This window comes from Paenibacillus sp. FSL H7-0331, from assembly GCF_001956045.1.
In genome coordinates this window covers 1-17681 of the sequence record NZ_MRTH01000032.1, presented here as the reverse complement: position 1 = coordinate 17681, position 17681 = coordinate 1, and the positions used below count along the sequence as shown (strand labels likewise).

15 protein-coding genes and 4 pseudogenes are annotated in these 17681 nt (G+C 43.6%); 4 read left to right on the top strand and 15 right to left on the bottom strand.

The window, feature by feature from the left end; translation table 11 throughout:
* Positions 1 to 342 precede the first annotated feature (342 nt).
* Positions 343 to 1143 carry a M48 family metallopeptidase gene (locus tag BK127_RS31325; protein WP_076236038.1) on the top strand — a complete coding sequence of 267 codons (801 nt, stop codon included), beginning with the start codon at positions 343 to 345 and terminating at the stop codon, positions 1141 to 1143.
* A gap of 236 nt (positions 1144 to 1379) precedes the next feature.
* On the opposite strand, the pseudogene BK127_RS31320 reads toward BK127_RS31325, so the two are convergent.
* Positions 1380 to 1577: pseudogene (locus BK127_RS31320) on the bottom strand (MerR family transcriptional regulator); the annotation flags it as partial.
* 334 nt (positions 1578 to 1911) lie between these two features.
* On the opposite strand from BK127_RS31320, the gene BK127_RS45840 reads away from it, so the two are divergent.
* The gene (locus tag BK127_RS45840) at positions 1912 to 2187 is read left to right on the top strand and encodes a hypothetical protein (RefSeq protein ID WP_076236037.1); all 276 of its coding nucleotides are present in this window, start codon (positions 1912 to 1914) and stop codon (positions 2185 to 2187) included.
* Positions 2184 to 3093: pseudogene (locus BK127_RS31310) on the top strand (transposase). Before BK127_RS45840 ends, BK127_RS31310 begins: the two are co-directional and overlap by 4 nt.
* A gap of 158 nt (positions 3094 to 3251) precedes the next feature.
* Here BK127_RS31310 and BK127_RS31305 read toward each other — a convergent pair.
* The 5 genes and pseudogenes from BK127_RS31305 to BK127_RS31285 all read right to left on the bottom strand — a co-directional run bounded on the left by BK127_RS31305 (position 3252) and on the right by BK127_RS31285 (position 6985).
* Positions 3252 to 4298: a DUF1835 domain-containing protein gene (locus BK127_RS31305; RefSeq protein WP_179097672.1), complete on the bottom strand. Its 1047-nt coding sequence runs from the start codon at positions 4296 to 4298 to the stop codon at positions 3252 to 3254.
* Positions 4299 to 4720: 422 nt separating this feature from the next.
* Positions 4721 to 5139 (bottom strand): annotated as a pseudogene (locus BK127_RS46105) (transposase); the annotation flags it as partial.
* 75 nt (positions 5140 to 5214) lie between these two features.
* Positions 5215 to 5541, bottom strand: a complete 327-nt coding sequence (locus BK127_RS31295) for an ATP-binding protein (protein ID WP_076236035.1) — start codon at positions 5539 to 5541, stop codon at positions 5215 to 5217.
* 33 nt (positions 5542 to 5574) lie between these two features.
* Positions 5575 to 6228 carry a histidine kinase dimerization/phospho-acceptor domain-containing protein gene (locus BK127_RS31290; protein WP_076236034.1) on the bottom strand — a complete coding sequence of 218 codons (654 nt, stop codon included), beginning with the start codon at positions 6226 to 6228 and terminating at the stop codon, positions 5575 to 5577.
* A 16-nt stretch (positions 6229 to 6244) separates the two neighbouring features.
* Positions 6245 to 6985 (bottom strand): annotated as a pseudogene (locus BK127_RS31285) (response regulator transcription factor).
* Between the two features lie 197 nt (positions 6986 to 7182).
* Between BK127_RS31285 and BK127_RS44045 the strand changes: the two are divergent.
* Positions 7183 to 7527, top strand: coding sequence for a M48 family metalloprotease (locus BK127_RS44045; protein ID WP_179097671.1), 345 nt, complete (start codon positions 7183 to 7185; stop codon positions 7525 to 7527).
* Here BK127_RS44045 and BK127_RS31280 read toward each other — a convergent pair.
* From BK127_RS31280 to BK127_RS31235, 9 genes are all read right to left on the bottom strand, one after another.
* Entirely contained in the window at positions 7484 to 7741 is a 258-nt protein-coding gene (locus tag BK127_RS31280) for a BlaI/MecI/CopY family transcriptional regulator (protein ID WP_076236033.1), read from the bottom strand. The two genes, BK127_RS44045 and BK127_RS31280, sit on opposite strands and share 44 nt — an antisense overlap.
* Before the next feature lie 233 nt (positions 7742 to 7974).
* Positions 7975 to 8892: a hypothetical protein gene (locus tag BK127_RS31275; protein ID WP_076236032.1), complete on the bottom strand. Its 918-nt coding sequence runs from the start codon at positions 8890 to 8892 to the stop codon at positions 7975 to 7977.
* A gap of 1064 nt (positions 8893 to 9956) precedes the next feature.
* Positions 9957 to 10529: a hypothetical protein gene (locus tag BK127_RS31265; RefSeq protein ID WP_076236030.1), complete on the bottom strand. Its 573-nt coding sequence runs from the start codon at positions 10527 to 10529 to the stop codon at positions 9957 to 9959.
* Between the two features lie 10 nt (positions 10530 to 10539).
* The gene (locus BK127_RS31260) at positions 10540 to 10944 is read right to left on the bottom strand and encodes a hypothetical protein (RefSeq protein WP_076236029.1); all 405 of its coding nucleotides are present in this window, start codon (positions 10942 to 10944) and stop codon (positions 10540 to 10542) included.
* A 428-nt stretch (positions 10945 to 11372) separates the two neighbouring features.
* Positions 11373 to 13649 (bottom strand): preprotein translocase subunit SecA, encoded by a 2277-nt coding sequence (locus BK127_RS31255; RefSeq protein ID WP_076236028.1) that lies wholly within the window; start codon positions 13647 to 13649, stop codon positions 11373 to 11375.
* 98 nt (positions 13650 to 13747) lie between these two features.
* Positions 13748 to 14458, bottom strand: a complete 711-nt coding sequence (locus BK127_RS31250) for an ABC transporter permease (RefSeq protein ID WP_076236027.1) — start codon at positions 14456 to 14458, stop codon at positions 13748 to 13750.
* A complete protein-coding gene (locus BK127_RS31245; RefSeq protein ID WP_076236026.1) occupies positions 14455 to 15300 on the bottom strand; it encodes an ABC transporter ATP-binding protein in 846 nt (281 codons plus the stop codon). The genes BK127_RS31250 and BK127_RS31245 overlap by 4 nt, the downstream gene beginning before the upstream one ends.
* 133 nt (positions 15301 to 15433) lie before the next feature.
* Positions 15434 to 16369 carry a LytTR family transcriptional regulator DNA-binding domain-containing protein gene (locus tag BK127_RS31240; protein ID WP_076236025.1) on the bottom strand — a complete coding sequence of 312 codons (936 nt, stop codon included), beginning with the start codon at positions 16367 to 16369 and terminating at the stop codon, positions 15434 to 15436.
* Positions 16370 to 16879: 510 nt separating this feature from the next.
* Entirely contained in the window at positions 16880 to 17233 is a 354-nt protein-coding gene (locus tag BK127_RS31235; RefSeq protein WP_076236024.1) for a hypothetical protein, read from the bottom strand.
* Positions 17234 to 17681 lie beyond the last annotated feature (448 nt).

Here is a 17681-nt window from a genome sequence, read left to right as displayed (position 1 = left end):
GTTCTGTGAACGTCTTCGCACAAATGAGAGAAATCCATTTACCAAATGAAGAAAATAGGGTATTTTAGTCCATATGCTTAATCCTTTTCGATAGATTCCAGACAGGTACTACCTGCCATTTGAAGCGAAAGGAAAACGTATAGTGTCTCATCCACACCGTCGATTTATGGTATGCAATGAATGCGATATACAGCCGAAAGAAGCTTGGTGCCGCAGAAACTGCAATCAGAGAAACTATTTTTATGATCATAATTAAATGATTCCCTTTCATTTCCATTATGATGCATTTGTGGTAAATTAATGGGAGCCAATATAATGTGAATGAGAGGATGAACTTATGAAATGAATAGTCGGTTGGTGCATGAACATGAGACAACTTGGTATGTCTTATCGTTAGTCATTAGTTTGATATGTTACATAGTATTGATCGTTTCGCTGGTAGGGATTATTTACATTGTCATAGGGGTAATCGTCACACTCATCCTACACGGTTTGATGATTGCGGAGATTCGCAGTTCGGGTGTGAAACTGACAGAAAGGCAGTTTCCGGAGGTATACTGGCAAGTTCAAGAACTAAGCAAACAGATGGGAATCGTTCAGGTGCCGGATGTATTCATTATTCAATCTGGTGGTGTGTTAAATGCTTTTGCCACGCGTTTTTTTGGTCGTAATTTTGTCGTGCTGTATTCTGAAATATTCGAATTAATCGAACAGGGAAACGAAGAAGAACTTTCATTTGTTCTAGCTCATGAGCTAGCTCATATTCAGCGAAAGCATATGACAAAGCATCTGTTAATTCTGCCCGCACTATGGATTCCCTTTCTTGGGAATGCATACTACAGATCGTGCGAATTTACGTGCGACCGTATTGCAACGGCTTATATCGGGGATGCACAAACGGCAATCCGTGGGCTTATGATCCTTGCTGTGGGGAAGAAGCTGTTTCCCCTCATAAACATCCCTGATTATCTGGAGCAAAGTAGTAAAGAGCGCGGCTTTTTCATATGGTGGCATCGTTTGCTTTCAACGCACCCTCCACTGCCCAATCGTATAGACGAAATATTGCGGTTCCAGGCGCATCCCAAATTATTCGGGTATGATTCGATTCGATTTGAGGCGGGAGATACGAAACTATCTTCTTAAAGTCTGTGTAAACAGATGTTCAAGCACTTGGGTAGCGATATCGAGAAATTCGGATAAAAATGAAGACCGGCCTATTCGCACGATGCGAACTGCGCCGGTTTTTTGCCATTACTCCATGTAAGACCTACAATTTCATTGTAAAGGATTTTTTGGCTTCTGCAATTTCTGAAGACAAAAGATTATGAACATACAGAGAAAGTTAATACAACGCTAGTGATATAATCTAATAAGTTTATTATGGTTTCATCACCCTGTTGAAACAACCCAACATACTCAATCAAAATTTCAACTGGAAGACCTACGCCTCGCATACATTTGATAAATTCAATCTACCTGCAGTCTTCTTCCGTATAATCCCTGATTCCGCTATTATTGCAGTTTACCCGTGGAATAAGTCCAATTCGTTCATAATAGCAAAGTGTATCCTGTGACAAATCATATTTTCATCTTACTTCTGCTATCAACATGCAGATTTTACCCCCCAATTTGAGATCAAGAACGCCAGGTTGGGGTGTACTTGTCGTTTCTTTTATCAAACTGCAACAATTACCATTACCGGATGGGGAACATACGGCTCTTCCAGCGAGTTAACGCAATCGAAAGAGCAGCTACCGCATCTTCGAGCTACTGCTCAAAAAGCGTGCCCCAAGACGCCGTAACTGCACTATCGGAGTGGGGACAATCGGTTTCGTCGGACTAATCAAGAAGATGAGCAGCTCCAGAATCAAGAACGCTTGGATTGGCCTTCCCAATTGAGCAGATGGACTGATGAATCCCCAATTGGTAAGCACAGCGAATCAAGTCGGCTATCTCATCGCCCCTTACGCTTTCTATCATTCCATAAAGCAAAAAGCGGACATCTCTTGGCAGCGTTCTTCCCTGACGCTTCTCTATATGAGAATGAAACGACCACACGTAAGGACAGAACTAAAACCTTGGTTGAGACGTAAATCTCGCATCACTTGCGATGTTGTGAAACTGCAAACAGATGTCATAGGGGTTACTGGCAAACATACAAAATCAGAGAGGATGAGAATAGGATGAATCCGGTCATTGGTATGGATATCTCAAAAGGTCAAAGTGAAGGTCAACCCTTCTTAAATGAAGAGCAGCCTTATGGTAAAAGCTTCTGCTTTCTTCATACTCAGCAAGGGCTTGAGGAGTTATTCAACATCGTGAATACCCTCCATACGACAAAGGGGGTCTCTCCCCTTGTCATTTTAGAATCAACAGTACATTATCTTGAAGCTGTCATTCAGTTCCTTGGAGAACAAGGCATTCCATTCATTGTTGTAAACCCACTCATCTCTCATTAAGTGAAGAAATTTATTCTACACAAGACTGGAGAAGCCAAACTCTCAGATCGAATTGCATATCTTTGCCCAAGCCGTTCTGATCGTTGGGCAGAAGAAAAGGCGAAGCTCATCATGGTTGCAGCGATTAGCAATTCCTTTCAGAAAATGGCGTAACAGAGCCATCTCATAAGCCTGAATTTATATGTTGGATTACTTCTTCAATATCAAGAGCATCTAGCCCATTTGGAAGAACAGATTGATGCCCTTGCTGCTAAAGTAGAAGAATATCCGATTATCCAATCCATTTCCGGTATTGGCAATAAAATCGCTGCAACGGTTTTATCTGAAATCGGGGAAATTCATCGGTTTAATCAGGTAAAGAAGCTAGTCGCGTTTGCAGGCATTGATCTCAGTGTTTACGGTAACGACTAATCGAATAACAAAACGTAGCTCCAAACGACTACGACACACCTTGTATCTTGCTGTTTTGTGCGGGCTTAGACGTTCTGGAAGCAAGAGGTTAAGAGCATTTTACGATAAGAAACGCAGCGATGGAAAACCCTACCGAGTGGCAGTGGTCGCTTGCATAAATAAGCTTCTCCATTGGATTTATTCCGTTTCAACACGTAAAGAATCCTTTATAGATATTGTCTAGAATCCAGGACTACCATCTAGAAGAAAACCTTCCAGCAAGTATAGGAAGGTTATTATGCATGCTCATTTTTAGTATAAGCCGTTTAAAGAATTTAAGAGAAAGATATTGACAAGATATTAGCTGGTTTTAGCGTAACGAAGTATTGAAGATATTTTATCTCATTTACGCCTTACACTGTAGAATCTCATCGATCGTGGTACACCTTTGATTTCCAAGGATCCATTGTAAATAAGCTGCCTCAGTCGGTATTCAAAATAGCTATCACTGATGTATTGATCACAGTATCCGATTGCTTCGCCTATTACCCTTGCAGCCTTAATAAAGTCATTATTTGACCTGTAGGTATGTAGTTTCTCTACAGCCTCCAGCAAATAGGAATCGAAAAAATGTTCATCGACGCTCAGGATCCGTTCTCCATCCCATATATGCAACACCTCGTGATGTGTTGCAAGCGATAACCATTCACGCTCCAGTAACTGTCTTGTTTCGCATGCTATAGACCCGCTTTCCTCGGCTTCTCCAAAAACAGTCTGAAGCTTCTCAGGGGGGATTTCACCTGCATGTAAATAGTCGATTTGTCGATCAGAAGTATTGAACCTCCTCTCGCAAGCTTCCTCAGCATTAAAAACAAATATACTATTCTGACTGTTCCTTAGCAAATAAACTGCATACCGTAACCCCACCTGTTCGTGAGCATTTTTTCCGCTCCATATGACAATGGAAGCTTCAGCTGGAATATGGGCGATTTGCTCGGTTAGTCTTTGATGATAGGTATCATAATCATAATCAGCCTCATCGTTCCCATTGTTAATGTGGTCTATGAACCACTCACCTCTATGTGCTTGTCCAGTTTCCTCATGAAGCTGCCATAGAGGACCCATAGAAAACTGATCGCGAAAACATATCACCTTGTTCGTATCCGCATATCCCAGTTGCTTAATGGCAAATTTCAAACTTCCGGCAATAGAATCACCGAACACAATATGTACCTTCGTGGTGGCAGCATTCGGTTCCCATTTCGATATTCGATTATCAGGAACTAGAAGTTTCTCGAAGAGTTCCTTCAAGCTTTTATATAGATCTATTTTTGCATCGTTGCTCGCTTCATCTATATCCAGTTGAAGCTTGATGATCGTGAGGAACTGCTTTGCTTCTTGCGAGGAAAGTCCATTGATTGCCTTCCGTATTTCAAATCGTTTGTTCAATAGCTTTAACCTGCCTCTCACTTAAGTATATTTCGCAAATCAAATTCTCATTTTCATCTCACATAAAACCTTAATTCTTGTACCAGACGAACGGTCCTCGTTAAATAAATCTGTCTGTTAGCGTAATCGCAACTTGGTTAGGTTGGTTAGGATGTTAAGAGTCTCCTCAGAGAACTCTCGAAATTAGAGCGATCTCACATTTACATCCATACGTTTGCGAGTGGTGTCAGCTACGCTGGTACTACCCCATTTAATGGACTTGACGCTTTCTAACACCATGATCTGCATTGGATCAATGACTCCAGTCTATCCTGAAAATATCACCACCGAAAGTAGCGAAAATGGCAATAGGAAAGCGACCCTCAAACAGAGTGAGAACGGCTCGGGTTGCTGATAAAGTCTTTAACTAAATGATCAAATAATTAGGAGACAGCGGTGTCAATCGTTATTGAAACGCCTAAAGATTCAAGCTTCCGAATCGATTGTTTGATGATCACGTCACGTTTTCTTTTTTCGTAGTAGGTGGGGCTACGCTCAATATAAGGTTGCCTTCGTTTGAGAATATAGTAGACCATCGATAATATACTATGAGCTACGGCAACGGTTGCACGATTGGCACCACCGCGTGTTGCAATGCGGTGATATTGGCTGGATAAGTACGTTCTCTTCGTTCTTGCAGGAGCTTTTTGTTTCCTTTACGTGTTTTTCCAGAGATTCGTTTCCCTGCAACTTCGTTCTGCCCCGGACAAAACCCTTCCCAAGAGCACATCTGGGCGGCAGAGGGATACTGCTCCATATTCACGTCAATTTCAGCCGCAATGGTCTCTGCCGTTCGTCTTGCGGCTTGTCGTCATAAGTCTCCAACAGGAGCCATGCTGTTCCGTTTTGGTTCCTGGTTCCTCTCTCCCGATTTTTCTCAAGCCGGCATCTTCCTATACAGAACAAGCTCAAACGCCGGCCGGCCGTTGCTTGTGTCAAGGTTCAGCTCACCACCATGCAGCTCCAGCGTTTGCTTTGCAATTGCCAGCCCAAGCCCAGTCCCTCCATCCCCCTGCCGAGCGGTGTCTCCCCGCACAAAAGGATCAAAGATCAATTCCTTTAACCGATCCGAAATGCCGATGCCGTTATCAATCACAGCAAGACGTACAGCAGCAGCAGTGTCCTCAAGGCGGATAACAACCTCCGTGCCGGGCGGGTTATGCAGCAGCGCATTGGCCAGCAGATTGGATATCGCCCTCTGCATCAGATTGGCGTCATTAGGCCGCTATTATTACCTCTACTGACGGGTTGCTTTGTCCTCAAATTGATCATAGTAATCATCGGCGATCTCTCTGAGCAATTCAGTCATATCCCCTGGTTCAGCCGACAGTGGATAATCTGCGCGCTCCAGTTTGGACAGATTGAAGATATCATCAATCATCGAGGTAACAAGTGTGGCCTTGTTATAGATCAGTTGCAAATACCGCTCCTTCTTCCCTTCGCTGTCAACCATCCCCAGTTGCAGCGCCTTGGCGTAGCCCTTTATCGTTGTCATCGGCGTCATCAGATCATGTGACAGGTCGGCAAGCATCTGTTGCTTGCTGTCTTGCAGCCTGTGGTTTTCAAGCTCTGTCCGGCCCAGCGTCTCCGCCATATCATTGAAGTGCTGCTGTATGACTCCAAATTCATAGCCGGCCGTAATATTGAGGCGCTCGGCATACTGCCCTTTCTCCATTCGCTGAATCGCATCCGCAATATGCTCCAGCGGCCGGGTAATTCGCTTGGCTGTCCACAAGCTGTAGACATACACATTGACGCCAAACAGCAGCAGCAGCAAGAACACCCCCGGCATCGAGATCTCGATGGTCTGGCTGTCCGTATCCAGCACCAAGGACATGAAGGCCAGGTTGACCACCCCGAGCGTAATCGCGAAGAAGAGATAGGATTTCATTAATCAGTAAAACAGCTTATCCCTCCTCAAAGGATTTCCCATCAAAACCATCCTTCTTGGCAAATTTGTAGCCAAGCCCGCGAATCGTGCGAATATAGACGGGTTGCTTGGGCGAGTCCTCCATTTTCTCGCGCAATCTGGAGATGTGCACCATAACCGTATTGGCATCCTCATAATAATGTTCAGACCAGGCCTTCTCAAACAATTGCTTCTTCGTATATATGCGTCCGGGCGACTTCATAAATATCGTCAGCAGCTTATATTCGATTGCTGTCAGCGGGATCTTCCGGCCCACCTTGTACAATACACAGGTTTGATGATCAAGCGTCAGCTCCCCGACGACACTTTGCCCAGCTTGATCAAGCTCATCATACGGGACGGGCTCATTAAACTCATAGGTCCGCCGCAGGACAGCCTGAATACGGGCCACCGCCTCCTGCGGATTAAACGGCTTCGCGATAAAATCGTCTGCACCGAGCTTCAAACCCATAATTTTATCGTTGTCCTGCTTTTTGGCGGACAGCAGAATAACGGGTAGCTTGTACTCTGTGCGAAGCATTTGCAGTAATTGAATGCCATCCAGTCGGTGCATCATAATATCAAGCACAACCATATCTATCTTTTCCTGACGAATACAGGTCCACGCCTCCATGCCATTATAAGCTTCTAAAATGCGCAAGCCCTCCTTTTCCAGAAAAAGCTTCTACAACTCCACAATATCGTGGTCATCATTGACGAGCAGCACCGTTCTTTGCACACGCTCGACCTCCTCGTCATTCCTGATATCGTACATACAGTTTATCATACAGTTTATCATTCTCCGCCACTGTTGTTAACGATTTAAGATTGATTTAAGATTGGTGAAATAGATATGAAAGCTATCTCCCTTAATCTGAGTCAAGAAGCTGTTGGCATGCAAACCAAGCCTTATAGGTTATATAAATGAATATGAAATTGTCAGCCAAGACTCTGCTTGTCCTCTGGATATGCACACTCGGATGGACAACTGAAGACATTGAGATGTGCTGCGATGCGCAAGTTTTGCGCTTGCTGAGCAAAGAAGAAGGCGTTCGTTATGGCTTGCTTCTTATCCAACAAGGGGAGTGGAACAGTAGTCTGTTCATCCGTCATAGAGCAGGAGTCCATTGGTTTGCAGGACAATCACAGTTGACGGTGCGGGTGCGGCAAATTGCCAGGCAAGTTGCAGGTAAGCCAAAAAGATCTCGCTTTACCGCCCGTTTCTCCATCGACGCTGCTATTCAGCAGGCGCCTCGGCTTCTGTTATTTGGCTATCCTTGAGAAAGTACACCCGGCTATCGTGCTCGTCCACCGTGAAACCGACCATCTTTTTATTCACCAGGTTGCGAAGCAATGCTTTGATCGTTCGAAAATGCCACACGGATCGTAGGGAAATATTCTCAACGATTACGGCTGCAGTACATCTCAGTTCTTTCCAAATTTCTTTCATGACGATCAATTCGGAAAGCGAGATGCGATTATCTTTGTTGATCATCAAATTTCTCTCCTATTCAGCTTTTCCAATACAATATTGTCTATGATCAATACGACATCAAAGTAGGGAAGGCTTAATGCTCTAAATGCCTGGAATAAAGAGAAGCATACCCAGATGTCGGAGTCATGAAGGTGCGGACCAAGCCGACTCCTCGCACTCGTCATCCATTATCCAATTACGAATATCATAAAAACTTTTTCGTGTGCGATATCTTTCGTTATGATCTCAGCAGGTTAGATCTTTTGATCTACCGTATTCCCTCTGATTATTTCCTTGTTATTGCTAATCACCGAGTAGGTTATTAATTCCTGTACATGAGTTGGATTCCCACCACCTAGCACTTTTGTCTTGCTTGAGGGCTCTTGTTCTTCTTCTGGAGTGTCAAAAACTTGGTCAACATTAACAGCTTCGGTGAAGTCGACTCCCTCGCTTTCAATTTGGTGATGGTGTAAACTTTCCTTTTTATCCTTTTCGATAGCATGTGCGATCTCGTTACTTGCATTCCCTGAAATTTCTATCATTTTTCCATCTAAATCCTCTGCTTTGCTTTTAAGCGCCTTAGAACGAGCAGGGTCGCTAAATTCCCAAGCTTTGGATTCCCTATTCAATGTAATTTGCGCCATCTTCACACTGCTGGTTTGTTTCATTTCGTTGCTCACCGATATCAGTGCTTTCATCGTGTTCGATGCAAGAGGATCTTCTACCTGTCTAGGATTTATTGAACCGTGACTCTGGACTTCATCATCATCGTTATTGCCCTCTTCTTTTTTGCTTTCTTTATCCATACCTATCGCTTTGTGTTGTTCCTCAAGCTGGAGCTTTCGGATTTGATTCTCGATCTCTTCGATTTGAGTATCAAACTCCTCCAGCTCCAGTTTTATGACTTCCGGGTCCATATCTTTTTCCATGGCTTTTGATATGTATTGACTTCTGCGCTCCGCGATTTGTTGTTTTTGTTCCATTAAACGTTCCGTCATAGTTCTCTTCCCACCGTTTTGATTCCAAAGGTTATTGGCTCGCTTGCTTATCGATAACTCATCCTCCTTTATCATTTTGTGTTTCTCGCCGGATTGAGGGGAAATACCTTTCCACGTTCTGCCTTTTAAGCTTCTCGCAATCTGTTCGTTTCCTGAATGAATCGAAATTTTCATGGCAAACACTCCTCATACTATAAATTGTGCAAGGTAACCACCCTTTTTCTACCCCAATAAAAGCAAGGAAAGCACAATTACCAACACAAACGCATCCTACTCTTAACGGCAATACATTTGAGCATCTGGTCGATATACTGCTGTGCAGAAACCAAATCTAAACGCGTTGATGGTAGGTAAGTAACGCGTTTCTTGATAATTTATCGTTAGGCTCTTCATAGGGTAATACATTTACATAATAGACTATAACCATAGTCTATTATTTTAAAAAAAAGCCCTTACTTGTCATTATCGGAAAAATAATTGATTAATGTTATAGTCTATAAAATATTATTTGGTTTTAACTGTCAACCTAACTCTTTGATTGCTCTCTTCAAAATAATAATAAGGGAAATATTAAAAATTTGTGATATGGAAGAGTTAATCCTGAATTACGAAAGCCCATAGTAATGGGATTGTGGAAAGAGAATGGACTAATACGAATGGGATTATATCTGTGATAGGGTTTAGCAAATAGTAGTCGTCGTAATCATCTAGTTCCTCACTGAAATTTTTAGTGAAAATATAAGGAATTCCTTGATATTCTGCTACACCTGCTTTTAGCCCGTCCCACCAGTCATGCATTGTGTGCACTTTCTCGTAAATCACTTTGTTGTCACCCTATTTCTATGAAATCACCATTAGCCTGCGCCCGAGATCTATATTAAACAAACGGTTGCAATAGGTAAGCATTTGAAGTGATCTCCAGCTTTTCCCCTGCTCCACACGGAGCGTGCTAGTTTCCCAGCACACCGCGTTCCCTCTAACTGAATGTACTATATAGAATGAACTTGTGTTTTAAACAACCGGCCAATTCGGGTGATGATTTAGAAAAGACCGAAAAGGATGGGATCAAAGATGAAACAGGAGAACGAACTAGAGATACTAGTAACTGCAATGAAAGAAACCAATAGCACTCGGATTTATGAATTTGTTGTTCTTTATTGAGCTATCGTTTTTATTAAGCTTAACTGGACCCCCAGTCCTGCATTAATCAGACTAGCGTTAGCTTGCCTTCACGGTTGCTAGCTTTCTTCTTTTACCGGTGTGGACCAATCCACGTTGGTATAAAGCCGATCCACTACCGTCCGAGTTAGCTGAAGCCGGTCCGGTATCTCTGTAAGCCCCGGAGCGCGGAATTCAAATAGACCACCTAAATTTGGTCCGCCGAGCCGAATATAACCGTCTTTCCATCCAGAAGACCCTTCCGTTGTCGAAGCGCCGCGCATTGTGATCGTATACTCTTTACCATTGGGTACTTTTAACCTCCATTCGCTTTGCAAATACTCATTCCACAGCGTACCGTCTAGATGCAAGGATCCCTCCACTTCTTCTCCATTCGTATTCGGTGGGGATTCCACAGTGAAATCTCTTAACATAAGATCGTCACCCTCAAAACGGAAAGGAAACGGTTGAACTTTTAGCTTGGACGGCTCAAACTGCACCGAAGCATCGTCGCGCTCCGAGACGAAATAACCATCAAATATGAAGGTGTACGGGCTGTCCAGTGGCAAATCTTGAAACGTATAGCTCCATTGCATCATACCAGGCTTGTCCCCGGGGTTACGGGACTGAGTCATCACAAAACCCGGTGCCACTTTTCTCGAATTAACGCTTTGGATCCCCCCCCCCTTGCATATCCTCCAAATGAAACTTCAAACCTTGTTGCTTCCATAATTCTTGTGGTGAACGTGCCAAGGCTTCCTCACTGAGTTCGGTGTCGTGTTCCAAGCGAACTCCCTGCACCATCCGGGTCAACCGCTTCAATCGAACCGTCATTCCGTCCGGAGTGGTATAGCTTCCCTTCAGCGGAGTAATGGTTGTCTTTTTATTAGCTTTCTTCATATCGATGGAAAAATCGAAATTCCATTGCCCTTGGCGAATGGGGATATTCCCCATTTTGTTGCCCAGCTGAGTAAGACCGCCTTCTATCGTAATTCGGTCGGTTTGAAGAGGTTCGGGGAAGAAGGCGACGAGATAGTAAAAATCGTTCGTTGCCCCCATATCGTACATATTTTCAAGCCCTCTGTCTCTTTGGCTCGAAGGAAGAGGCCGAAGTAATAATCGAGTGGATGATGCAAGGAGGTCACAGAGGAAGTCAGTCGTTCACGTGTTGCTGTTGCATTCGGCATATAAATCCCCCTCTCAAAATGAGTGCAAAAAAGCCGCCATAGCTTTGACGGCAGTGGTATGTTTATATCGATTATAAAATTGTGGAATCCAAGCGGACAAGATATATAATCAGATTCTAGGAAAACAGATTTAATTCAACGCACTTCAACTTTGAATACATCACCATGGGGCAAGTACGCCCTTGCGATGTATATTTTATTGTCCGAAGTCAACACGGAGTCAACGCTTCGCTTCAACATTTTCAGCACAGGATGAATCGAACGTTCGCTCGTATTCGTCCCGTTCATCCTTGAACAAGCTACGCTGCATCAAAATTCTGACAGTTTGAATATCGGCCTCAAAATATTGCGAATCCCAAAAGCAAATACAGTCATTGCGGTCCATGAGCTGCGCTTATTCTGGATGTATTGATCGTTGATTATATAAGTCCGAGTGGAAGTAGGGCTCTTCAGACCGAACTCTTCCCACTTCGCCGGATCATTCGAACCTCCGAGCCTTACAAGCATATTCGCCGACTCGCTATTTATTTTAGTTGGAATTTGCTCGTATGCTTGGGTGATTTGTGCATGAAATTCGTCGATCGGATTGCCGCTGACAAGGCTCTCCAAGTGGATGCCTTCGCGAATGTAAGAAACGTATGCAAGATGGTCAGCCCAGAACTCGTCGATATAAAAAAGCCGTACCCGCTGCTCCGAAGGGCTCATCGGCTTCTCGCCATTCAAAATTCCGAGTCTCTCCGCGTATAAGATTCGCCTTTGATCCTCCACCATATCCGAATAACTGTTCAGTTCCTGGCGGATATGGAAGTTTTGGCCCATAATAACGCGCTGAATATGCGCGATTTTGCTGCGGAGCACCGACTCTTCGAGTGCCTCATCCTGCCTGGGAGCGCGAATCGCTTTATTGATGCCGAACCGAAGCAACAACTCGTCCTCCAAGCTTATGAAAAATACGGAAGCTCCAGGGTCGCCTTGGCGGCCAGAACGCCCGCGCAGTTGGTCGTCGATCCGCACGCTTTCATTCACATGCGTACCAATCACGTACAATCCTCCCAGCATGGCGACAACTTCTGCTTGCGTGGGGTTGCCGCCGCCGAGCCGAATGTCAACGCCGCGTCCCGCCATATTCGTAGACACCGTCACGGCGCCAATTTCTCCAGCTTTTGCGATGATATCGGCTTCTTCTGCGTCGTTTTTCGCATTCAGAACATGGCAAAGTACGCCGGCAACCGCTAGCGCCTCCGCCAGCATGTCAGACTCCTCGACGCTTGACGCACCAATGAGAATTGGACGTCCTTTCGCATGGACGGACGAGATTTCCTGTACAAGCGCCTTAAGCTTGGCTTCTTTATGGGTATAAATCCGGTGCGGATGGTCGATCCGTATGTTTGGCCGGTTCGGTGGAATTTGCACGACCTGCAGCGCATAAATATCTTTGAATTCCATTGCGGAAGCGTGCGCGGTAGCCGTCATTCCGCAAATCTTCGGATACAGGCTAATGAAGTGTTGAAGGGTGATCATCCCGAGAATTTTCCCGCCGGCTTTCGACTGCAGCCCTTCTTTGGCCGCAAGCGCGGCTTGCAGCCCGTCCGGCAAATACCTGTTCTCCGCCACGCGGCCGGTATATTCTTCGATCAGCTCGATTTTACCGTCCTTGACGATGTAATCGACGTCTTTTTTTAATAAAGATTCCACATGGAGCTCGCAATTTAATGACGTTAACAAATGACTATTATGGCTATCATACAAATTGCCGCATCCCAGCAGCGACTCCGCTTTCGCAGAGCCTGCTTCGTTCAAGTAAACGTTCCGCTGGAACTCGTCGAAGTCGTAATGCTCATCTTGCTCGAGCTGCCGAGCCACTTCTGCGAAACGAATGCCGTCGTCGCTGGAAGAGCCCGACTCGCCGGTGATGACTAGCGGCACCCGCGCTTCGTCGAGAAGCAGTGAATCCGCTTCGTCGACGATGACATAGTGGAAAGGACGATGCACGGTATCGGCTTCGTTAAGTGCGATCGTGTCGCGCAAATAATCGAATCCCGCCTCTTTAGCCGTAACATAAGTTATATCCTTGGCGTACGCTTCCCGTTTCTCAAACAGGCTCATACCCGCTTGAACCGAGTTTACTGTTAACCCAAGGAAACGATAGATCGGGCCCATCCACTCCGCATCCCGATTTGCCAAATAATCGTTAAAAGTCAGCACATGAACGCCTTCGCCGGTCAGCGCATTTAGATAAGCAGGCATAACAGCAGAGAGCGTTTTTCCTTCACCGGTATGCTGCTCGATCACAAATCTCTCGTGCAGAGCCATGGCAGCCATGATCTGGACATCGTAAGGCTGTAATCCGAGCTTTCTCTTCGCTGCCTCGCAGACTAATGCATAAGCATCGACAAGCAGATCATCCAAAGGCGTACCCGATTTTGCTTCTTCTTGCAGCCGGAGGGATTCCGCTTGAAGCTGTTGATCGTCCCATGCTTCCAAATTCCGTTTCCTGATGAGCTCCACTTTGTCCTGATAGACTTTCAGCTTATTCTGGGTATCTCGGTCTTTGAATTTTTGCATCAACTTGACGACTAAATTCATCGGAATTTGGTCCCTCCTCTGTGGAAATACGCGATTCTATAGTGGCTAGAGTATAATCAAACTCTATAACAACAGCAAGATTTGGAATAAATTTTATCCTACTCATCCTTTAACCGTCTTTGATACAAAATAACAGATACAATCGTTAATACAACCGTCCATACCAAAATAATGAGGAGGGGTTTTATTAAGTCTCCCGTCGTAAAGCCTATATTGCGTATATTTAGCAATTGCACAAGTTGAACGCTTGGTGTATAATCCAGTACTTTGAAAATCGGAAAATCACCAAATAGTAACGTTGCAACTGGAGGCGCAGTAAATACTATCGCTGCAGGAATGATAGATAATGATGCTTCCAGCAACGTCTTGGAGAATAAACCACATATCGTCCCGGCTGCTGTATATAGAATAATCGAAAGAATGATTGCTGCGACAAACGCCCATATATTAGCTGGCTTATAGCCAAATATAAACGTAGCAATAGCCAGAACAACAGCAGACATGACAAAGACTAAAGTACTTTTACCGATTAGAACATCCATGGTCGTGGCCGGAGTCATCATTAATGACCGTAAAGTGTTACGCTCCTTTTCTTCCGCAATCAAGCATGCTTGTGCGAAACATGTTAGTAATACAAACGAAGTATTTAGAAGAAAACCGATAGCTCCAGGTAAAGACGAACCTGCCCCCCGAAAAAGAAGTGCGAGGATAATTGGAAAAATCAACATAATAGAGAGCGCATAATTACGTGAAAACTCTTTGTAATCCTTCACAAATATCGCCCGGGCACGTTTTAATGAGATACTCATAGTAACTCACTTCCTGTCATTTGAATAAAGATATCACCTAGACTTGGCTCTTTCGTTTCTAATCGATCAATTAACCCTCGTTTCATCCAATCAGCTATTTGATCAGCCGTTCCCTCATCTAACGGGAGCTCGTATGTTTCCCCATTTATTAAGTCAACACAAACTACGTTTTCCCGATGCTGTCGTTTAAGTTCCTTCGGTGAGCCGATGGTTTGGATTTGTCCCTGATACAAAATCGCTACACGATTACATATCAATTCTGCTTCAGCCATATCATGCGTAGTTAAAAAAATCGTTGTCCCTTTCTCATTTAAGTAGCGTAAGCCTTTATAAATATGTGATGAGTTTACTGGATCTAAAGCCGAAGTAGGTTCATCTAAAAATAATAATTCCGGCTCATGGATAATCGCGCATGCCAACATGACACGCTGACGCATCCCTTTCGATAGGAGATTGACTTTCTTTTTCCGCTCTCTGCTTAAGTTTACAAACTGCAGCACCTTATCGATTGAAGATCTGGGAAGATCATATAATTGGTGATACAGCTCTAGATTTTCCTCAATAGTTAATCTCTCATATAGACCACTGTTATCTGTCAAAATGCCAAAGCGCATCTTCTGTGAAGACTGATGCATCATCTCCGCTGGCTGGTTAAATACACTTGCCTGTCCACTTGTCGGATTTAACTGCGCAGTTAAAATTTTTATTAATGTCGTTTTTCCTGAACCACTCGGACCTAGGAAACCAAAAATTTCCCCTTGTGGAATTGAAAAAGACACATCGGCTAACGCATCCTTATTTCCAAATCTCTTTCGAATACGTTCTACTTGGATAACATCCATAAACACCACTTCCTTAGAGTTGATGACTTAAACATATACAAATTGCATGCTTCCAGCCATCAAAAACCGCCGAAATGTAGCTGTTATCGCCTGAATGGTACCACCCAATGCTTGATTGGTTCGACCCCGGAAGTTAAATGTTAAGAAGTGTTTTTAATTCATGCAATTTTGAACGAGATAACGGAACTATGGCGTCTTTACCTGTATTTAATCGCAAGCTGTAGCTATTCTTCGTCCATGTAATAATCTCTCTTACTTTTTGCAGATTAACGATGTAGGATCGATGACACCTGAAAAACCCGAAATTTAACAATTTCTGCTCGAGCTCGGTTAGCGTCAAAGCACAGTCATAATTTTCTCCACCCACATGAACAAGGATCGAACCATCTATACTTTCTATAAAATCGATTTCAGGCGGATTAAATAAAATCACTTTGTCTTTTCTTTTTGTAGATATCTTCTGCAAGGTTATATTGGCCTCATCTTGTTTCTGTACTTCCTGCTTATCCTCTTCTGAGTCCCGGATATCTAATTGATGAAATCCGAACTCGTTCAATCGATAAATGGCATCACAGGAAATAATGGCATCCTCTAAATTCGAAGTTAAAATTAAAATCCGCTTTTCTTTCGAAAGGTCATCCAGAATCCGTTTAAATTGACGACGATCTTGTTCTTCCAAGTAAAAATAGGGTTCCTCCAGTACAAGTGTAGGCTGATGCGCAAAAAAGACACGCAGTAATGTCACATACATCCTTTTCGATGAGCTTAAATCCTTGATTTTTATCTTCCGTTCTTCTTTTAAAGCAAAATAATCCAATAACAAAGCGACATGGTCATTCCTCTCCGTTACTTTGATTAGAAAATTGATTAGCTCTTCCACCGTTAAACGCATATACTCTTTTTGCTGAGCTCGAAATAAATAATATTGGGAATGATTCACTAATTGATTCATTAAAAGCTGTTTTCGCTTCAAGTCCGTTATAATGCCAATCGATTGGTTCGATGTCATATTTAATTCGATCTTCGGTAGAAATAATTCCCCATCATCATACATTGGTTGAAATTTCATGCCGTCCTCCTAGTCAGTGCCGCTATAGGATATATTAAACAATTATAATGTTGGGATACTTTTTTGTCAGTTTCTATTGAAAAATATAACGGCATGTCTTCTCTAAGCCATATCAGTATATATTTTGACCATAGAATAGATATCAAAATGCATAGGTCAGGAAAATACGACGATGAGAGGGGATTTTTCATGCAACAACGCATTCAAAATTTGGATCGGCTCATTCACTCGCGGTAGATCACAAACGTATTTTTGGGGAGGTTCTCCAAGTGGAATCAGGAGATGGACGACTGTCATGGAGCGGAGCTGCCGATAATATGAGCCCTGATTCTTTATCGCAACACCAATAAACTCTACGTAACCGCAGCCTTATTGAACCTAAGAGCGCTGAATAAAATCGCCTGCACACATATATTCAAACCCATGCCCCGATGCCAGCAGCCGCGTCTTAGTTGTTTATTGAGCTATAGTTTCCCGTTAGTACTTGTTACTGCAATTACCTTAATTGCCTTATATTAAATCATTCATAGCTAAATCGAAGGCTACTGCGATTTTAATCTGAAACGTTTTACTAAGTCCCTTCATCCAATTTTCAATTGGATACACATCGACTATCGGAACAAGTGTTTTATCATAACGGTCCAGTTCAATCTTAATAACTGAGTGAGTATCCACAAGAAAGCTAATGATATCCTCACCTTGTTCTGGTGTCCAAGATAAAACGTAGGCTGTCTTCACAGCGGGAAATGTCTCTCTAATTATGTTTAAAAACCTACACATGGATATCTCATTGAACAAATGAGATTTTGATGCTATTAATTCTTCTCGATATGACTGTTCTGTCATAGTTCCTTTGAGTTTCATGTGGTGCCTGCTTTCCTTAAAGATGCGACCCATTCGCGATTACAGCAAACAATTAGCTTTACCCTTATGTATTCAAGGTAGGCACCACACTATCCTGCCCGTTCGTATTATGAGGTCACCAGATCTTTCTGGTAGACCTTATTTTTGTGTGGACGTAAGATAGCGGTAGCCGGGGATCGAACGTTTCTGCCCGTGGGAGATGGATCCCGAGAGCTATACAGTTCATCCCCCCTACTTGCTAAACCATGATTAGGCTGGTTGGGACCATGATCCCGAATCACATGCCATAATGTGGACGACAAGAAGGTTAGGGGTTGCCGGTGAAAAATATAATTGGAGTGATTATGTGAACCCTGTCATTGGTTTGGATGTGTCCAAAGGGGAAAGTCACGCGCAAGCTTTTGCAGACAGAGGAACGCCCTATGGCAAGATTTTTCGTTTTAATCAT